At 62.9% G+C, this 6,293-nt stretch carries 5 protein-coding genes; 1 reads left to right on the forward strand and 4 read right to left on the reverse strand.

Features of this window, described 5'->3' with window-relative positions; all coding sequences use genetic code 11:
- Nucleotides 1-11 precede the first annotated feature (11 nt).
- From G6023_RS09910 to G6023_RS09925, 4 genes are read right to left on the reverse strand one after another with little or no spacing between them, the layout of a single operon-like run.
- Nucleotides 12-1,940, reverse strand: a complete 1,929-nt coding sequence (locus tag G6023_RS09910; RefSeq protein WP_182635255.1) for an acetoacetate--CoA ligase — start codon at nucleotides 1,938-1,940, stop codon at nucleotides 12-14.
- 43 nt (nucleotides 1,941-1,983) lie between these two features.
- A complete protein-coding gene (locus G6023_RS09915) occupies nucleotides 1,984-2,925 on the reverse strand; it encodes an HpcH/HpaI aldolase/citrate lyase family protein (RefSeq protein WP_347570757.1) in 942 nt (313 codons plus the stop codon).
- Nucleotides 2,888-4,114, reverse strand: coding sequence for a CaiB/BaiF CoA transferase family protein (locus G6023_RS09920; RefSeq protein WP_182635257.1), 1,227 nt, complete (start codon nucleotides 4,112-4,114; stop codon nucleotides 2,888-2,890). The genes G6023_RS09915 and G6023_RS09920 overlap by 38 nt, the downstream gene beginning before the upstream one ends.
- Before the next feature lie 36 nt (nucleotides 4,115-4,150).
- Nucleotides 4,151-5,500 (reverse strand): CitMHS family transporter, encoded by a 1,350-nt coding sequence (locus G6023_RS09925; protein ID WP_182635258.1) that lies wholly within the window; start codon nucleotides 5,498-5,500, stop codon nucleotides 4,151-4,153.
- Nucleotides 5,501-5,599: 99 nt separating this feature from the next.
- Here G6023_RS09925 and G6023_RS09930 point away from each other — a divergent pair, with 99 nt between their 5' ends.
- Nucleotides 5,600-6,289: a LysR family transcriptional regulator gene (locus G6023_RS09930; RefSeq protein WP_182635260.1), complete on the forward strand. Its 690-nt coding sequence runs from the start codon at nucleotides 5,600-5,602 to the stop codon at nucleotides 6,287-6,289.
- Nucleotides 6,290-6,293 lie beyond the last annotated feature (4 nt).

Here is a 6,293-nt window from a genome sequence, read left to right on the forward strand (position 1 = left end):
GACCGCCCCGGCTACTTCATCGGTGAATTGAGGTTAAACGGGATCTCCAGACGCTTGCCCGTGGGATTGCGTGGAATGGAGGACACAAACACCACGTAGTCGGGGACGTGCCGGTGGGACAACTCGGTGCGCAAGGTAGTCCGAATACCCGTCTCCAGTGCCCCGTGGTCCACGCCATCGCCTGCGTGCAACAAGAGGACAAGTTTGCCAAGGCCACCTGCTTCTTCGAAGTGCACGACCATGCTGTCGTTAATCTCTGGCAGCGAGTCGAGCACCGCGTAGAACTCCGCGGTGCCCAACCGCACGCCGCCGCGGTTCAGGGTGGCATCCGACCGGCCACTGATCACCCAGCTGCCGCGCTCGGTCCGCTCCAGCCAGTCACCGTGGCGCCACACTTCGGGGTAGACGTCAAAGTAGCTGCCCAGGTACCTCTCGAAGTCCGAATCTCCCCAAAAGAACACGGGCATAGACGGCATCGGCGCCGTGCATACAAGCTCGCCAGCCTCGCCATGGAGCGGTGTACCCGCAGGGCTCCAGGATTCCACGGCAGCGCCGAGCAAGCGGCAGGACATCTCCCCCGCCCGTACAGCGGTGAGTGGGCTACCACCAATAAAGGCACCGCAGATGTCCGTGCCTCCGGAGGCAGGGACCACCAGCACGTCCGGGTTCACGTTATCGAGCACCCAGGCAGCAACGTCGGCGGCCAACGGCGACCCGGAGCACAGAATCTCTCGCAGACCGGACAGGTCCCAGCGGGAAAGCGGTCGCATCCCAGAGTGCGCACAAGCAGCCAAGTACGCAGAGCTGGTGCCCAGGTACGTGGACCCAGTCTCCGCCGCGATGGCCCATTGTGACCACTCACCGTCGGCCTCCGGCCAGTTGGGGTCACCATCCATGAGAACCAAAGTGGCGCCCAGCAGCAACGATGAGACGCCCAGGGTCCAGACCATCCAACCGGTGGTGGTGAACCAGAAGGCGGTGTCCTCTTCGCTTATCCCCTGGTGCAGGCCGAGGGACTTGAGGTGCTCCAGCAAGATCCCGCCGTGGCAGTGCACGATGGCCTTCGGTCGGCCAGTGGTACCGGAAGAGAACAAGACCGTCAGTGGGTGGTCGAAGGGCACGGGTTCGATGTGGACGTCCGGAACCTCTGCGGAATGCGACTCCACATCGCAATCTGCTCGTCCGGTGAACTGCGCCCAGGACAGCGCCCCCGACATCGGCGCGACCACGGTGTCAAGGTAGGGAAGCAGGACCGTCTCAACCTGAGGCAGGTGACCGCGGATGTACTCGGCCTCTACGATCCGGGATGTCACACGCTTGCCGCTCACGTAGCCGTCGACAGCGATCAGCAGCGCGGGTTCCAGCTGCTCGATGCGGTCCAAGACGGACTGCGGGCCCATCTCCGGTGGCACGACGCACCATACGGCTCCCAGTGCGGTCGTGGCGAGGTAGGCTGCCACGGTCTCCGGAATGTTCGGTAGGTAGGCCGCTACCCTATCCCCGCGCCCCACACCGCAGCGCACCAGCCCGGCTTGAATTCGCGCGATCTCCTCCTCCAGTCGCGATCCTGTCCACTCCACCGACCCGTTGGTCTGACTGCGGGAGATCAATATGGCATCGTCCGGGCGTTCGCGCAGCTTACGGACCACGTGTTCGGCGAAGTTCAGCGTGGCCCCGGGGAACCACACGGCCCCCGGCATGGTGCGGTTCTCGAGTACTGCGGTGTAGGGGGTGTGGGTGATTACGTCAAAGTGGTCCCACACCTCAGCCCAGAAGTCCTCGATGTTTTCCACAGACCAGGCCCAAGCAGCCTCGTAGGTTTCGAAGTGGAGACCGGTCTTGCCCTCGATGGCTTCCAGGAATCGCCCCAGGCGGTGCTTCTTCCATTCGGATCGAGCGGGCGCTGCGGTCAGTAGGTCTCCTGGGGATACGGTTCTCATGATCGTCCTTTGCACTCAAGCGACTGTGAAGATTCAGCTTTGGTCAGCTGCGCCAGGAAGGCTTGTAACGGTCCAGCCTTTCCCGCGACGTGGCCGCCATCGCCTCATCGATCATGTGACCGTGGAACCTGACCGCACCTTGACCCTGACGCGCGGCGATCTCCATCGCCCGGACCAGGGCGAGGTCGTGCTCAAGTTCATCGGAGGTGGGAGTAAACACCTCGTTGACCACCGGCACGTGGGACGGATGGATAACGGTGAGCCCCTCGTAACCCAGGTTGCGTGACGCCACGGCGAACTTACGCAGACCATCCAGGTCATCAACGTCTGACCACAGTCCGGTGAGCGGGTTCCACACCCCCGCGGCGCGGGCGTCGAGGAGCGCCAGACTCCGCATCGCCAGTGTCTCACCCCCTTCCGCAGACCACCGGTAACCCATAGCCCGCTCGACGTCTCCGCCTTTGGAGCTGAGTCCACCCATGTAAGCGACTCGATCACTCGCGGCGGCGATCTCGTAGGCGTGACGGATCGCCCACGCGGTCTCAAGAACCGGAACGACGCACAGCGGGGGGTGGGCCCGCGACTCGAACCAGGACAGGATCCGGTCCACCACTGCAATGTCCGCCACTGACTCGACCTTCGGGACCATTACCCCGACGATGCCTAGCCCGGCCAGCGCCTCGATGTCTCGCAGGAACAGGTCCGTGCCGAGGGCGTTGACCCGGACGATCACGGGAACACCCGGCCGATCCGGGCCATCGAGCACCTTTGCCAGAGTCTCCCGCGCAGTTGACTTTTCTGGCCCAGGTACAGCGTCTTCCAGGTCCACCACGACGGCGTCCGCGCCGGTGGCGGACGCCTTGGCAAGCCACTGCAGTCGGTTTCCGGGGATAAACAGCATCGACCGGATGAGGGGCAGCTGTCCGCGCTCGTTCGAGCTGGGAATTTCAGACGACATCGGTGCCCTCGTCGGTGGCCAGCTCATCGATGTCCATACCGAGCCAGTCGCGAAAGACCAGGTCGTTGTCCTGTCCCAGAGACGGACCAGTGCGCCAGACCGATCCCGGATTGATTCGCATCTTGGGGACAACCCCCTGCATGGAAACCGCACCGAGATCTTCGTCGGGGACCCGAATAATCCCTCCACGCTCCTTGTAAGTCTGATCAGAGACGATGTCCTCCATGCTGTACACCTTGGAGGCCACCACCTGAGCTTCCTGAAGGAGCTGCACTGCGACACCAGTGCCACGAGAACCGATCCATTCGGCCAGTCTTAGGTCGATCTCGCGCGAGTTCTGGTTCTGCTGTTCGACGGTTTGGAACCGGTCCTCGTCAAGCCCCAGCAGTCGCACGGTGTTGATGACCGACCGGGGTGTCGCCGAGGTCACAGTCACCCAATCCCCATCCTTGCTGAGGTAGCTGTTGATGACGGCGGCAGGCGAGACGGCGAGGGAGTTGCCACTTCGCTGCGGGACCTCGCCCAGCTGGTCATGCACGATGACCTGCCACTCGACGAGTCGATACAGAGTCTCGAATAGTGCGAGGTCGATCCACTCTCCTCGTCGCTCTGGGTCCTCGTTACGGCGAACCAACGCCGCACTGACCGCGAACGCACCCATCAGACCTGTGGTCGCGTCGCCGTGGCTAAAGCCGGTGTGGACCGGTGGACCGTCCGGGAATCCCGTCAGGTTGACGACCCCGCTCATCGCCTCGCCGACCTTGCCGAATCCCGGGGCGTCCCGCTTCGAGCTGGTCTCCCCGAAGCCGGAAATCTGGAGCAGGACCGCCGAGGGGTTGATGGCCGAGACGGACTGCCAGTCGAGTTCGAAGCGGGTGAGTGTCTCGGCCCGGAACGAAACGATCACGACGTCAGCCCATTCGATGAGCCGTCGCATCGCCGGTTTCGCCTCAGGATTGTTGAGCTCGAGGGTCACGGACCTCTTGTTGCGCCCGAGGACCTTCCACCACAGGTGCTCCCCGTCTTTGGTCGGCCCCATCCGGCGCGCGGAATCCCCACCCCGGGGGGACTCGACGTGGATGACCTCGGCCCCCATATCCGCCATCAGCGTTCCCGCGAGCGGGCCGGCGATCACCTGGGCGAACTCCACCACCCGTACACCTTTCAAAGACCCTTGACGAACTGCCTGCTCTGGAACGTCGTCGGCAAAGCTCATTTTGTGTTCTCCCATCTCAACGATCTACGAGTGACTTCAGATGGCGACTGCACCGATGAGCACTGCGAAGGCGAGCATCAGCAGGCCCGAGGCCCAGACCCACGGAAGCGTGAATCGGATGTGCCGACCCAGGGGGACCTGCGCCAGGCCGATGGCGAGGTAGACCGAAGGTGTGAGCGGGCTGATCACGAAGCCTGCATTCTGTCCGATGAGCATCGAGCGGGCCACGGAGTAGCTATCGACGCCGCCGGAAGCCGCGACCTGATCCACCACCGGCATCAGCCCGAAAGCGTAGGGATCGGCTCCCAAGATCAGATCCAGAGGCACGGCGAAGATACCGATGACGATGTGCGCCCAGCCAGCGGTGCCCTCCGGAAGGATTCCGGTAATGGTATCGGTGATGCCCTCCATCATCGCGGTGCCGTTCAGGACTCCGAGGAAGACACCGACCGCGAGCAACACGGCTCCCATGTAGAGCGCCTCGGAGGCATTGCGCTTCAGACTCGCGTCTTGATCGACCGGAGTCTTGTAGTTGACGGCCAGCGCGATCCCGAAGGCGACCATGAAGCAGATGTGCAGTGGGACTAGGTCCATGAACAAGACAGTCAGCAGTGCCAGGGTCAGCGCGATATTGACCCAGTAGCGCCAGTCGGATACCGACAGATGGCCGCTCTTATCTTCGTAGTTTTGGGGTGCTTCCGATTCACTCGGTGGCCTCCCGGGGCCTGACCAGTCGGTGGATCCCTGCTGTCCCACCAAAGCTGCCCCACGGGCCAATCGGCGGGTTTCCACCATGCCGATGAGCACTGCGAAGCCCAAGGCCACCGCGAGACCGAAAATCTGCACGGGAAACAACGGACGCCAGATCTCATCGGCGTCGATACCCAGGGCAGCTGCCGCCCGGACGGTCGTTCCACCCCAGGGGACCAGGTTCATGATGCCGGCCGAAACGCCCACCAACATAAGTAGGACCACGCGACGCACCCGGAGGCGGTCATAGATCGGGAGTAATGTGGGGATAGTCAGTAGGAACGTCGTCGCCCCGGCGCCATCGAGATGCGCAACGGTGGCCAACAAGACCGTGACGACCGTCAACCGGATCGGCTTGCCGCCCGCCACTCGAATCGCGAGCTGGACGACGGGCTCGAACAGCCCCCTATCCCGCATCAACCCGAAGTAAAGAATGGCGAAGATGAACAAGGCAACCATCGGGGCCACCGTTTCGACGCCGGCAGCAATGAAGGACCCGAGGTCCGTGAGGCCGTAGCCCAAAACGAGTCCAGCGATAACCGGGATCACCGTAAACGCCACTAGCGGGGAAAGTTTCCTGCCCAGCAGTAGCCCGATCACCAAGGCCAGCATTGCGAAGCCAACGATTGCCGCCATGGTCTTCCCTCCGAGTATTGGAATTACGTGTGCCCAGCATCTGTGACCAAGACCACTCGCGTCCAAGTCCTTCTTTGCATACATCGATAAACTGGATCTATGAGTCTGGGAATCGGCCATCTCCAAGCAGTAGTGCACGTCGCTGAACAGGGAAGTTTCACCCGCGCCGCGGACGCGCTCCACATCACACAGCCAGCACTGAGCCACCGAATCGCCGAGGCCGAGCGCCTACTACGAGTTCGGCTATTCGACCGGACGCGCCGGACCATCAGCATGACGCGAGCTGGCGAAAACGTCGTGGAGGCGGCGCGCCGTACCCTCGGCGCCCACGAACGGGGCATGAACAAGGTCTATGCCGCGGCCGGGGAATCACGATCAGCGGTGCACGTTGCCGCACTTCCATCTCTCGCCGCCGTGGTTCTGCCCTCGGCCATCCGGGATCTTGCCTCGCTGATGCCGGGCACGCATTGCACGGTTACCGCCGCCGACGCTGAGAAAGTCATCTCATTGGTGCGAGAGGGGACCTGCGATTTCGGATTGACAGCCCTCGATGTGCCCCATCCAGCCGTGTGGAGCGCCCAGATACACGAGGACAGATTCGTGGCATTGCTGCCCCCCACCCATCATCTAGCACTTGAAACGCACGTGGCCTGGGGGGACCTCGTGCGCGAACGCTTCATCATTCCGCCCCTGTCGAGCAGCCTGCACCACATCCTGCTTGAGACGTTCAACTCGACCCGCCAAGCACCGACCGATGTTAGGGACGTGCTTCGGATAGCAGGGTTCTGATGAT

Source organism: Dietzia sp. DQ11-71 (assembly GCF_014144995.1).
In the GTDB taxonomy this organism is placed as follows: Bacteria; Actinomycetota; Actinomycetes; order Mycobacteriales; family Mycobacteriaceae; genus Dietzia; species Dietzia kunjamensis.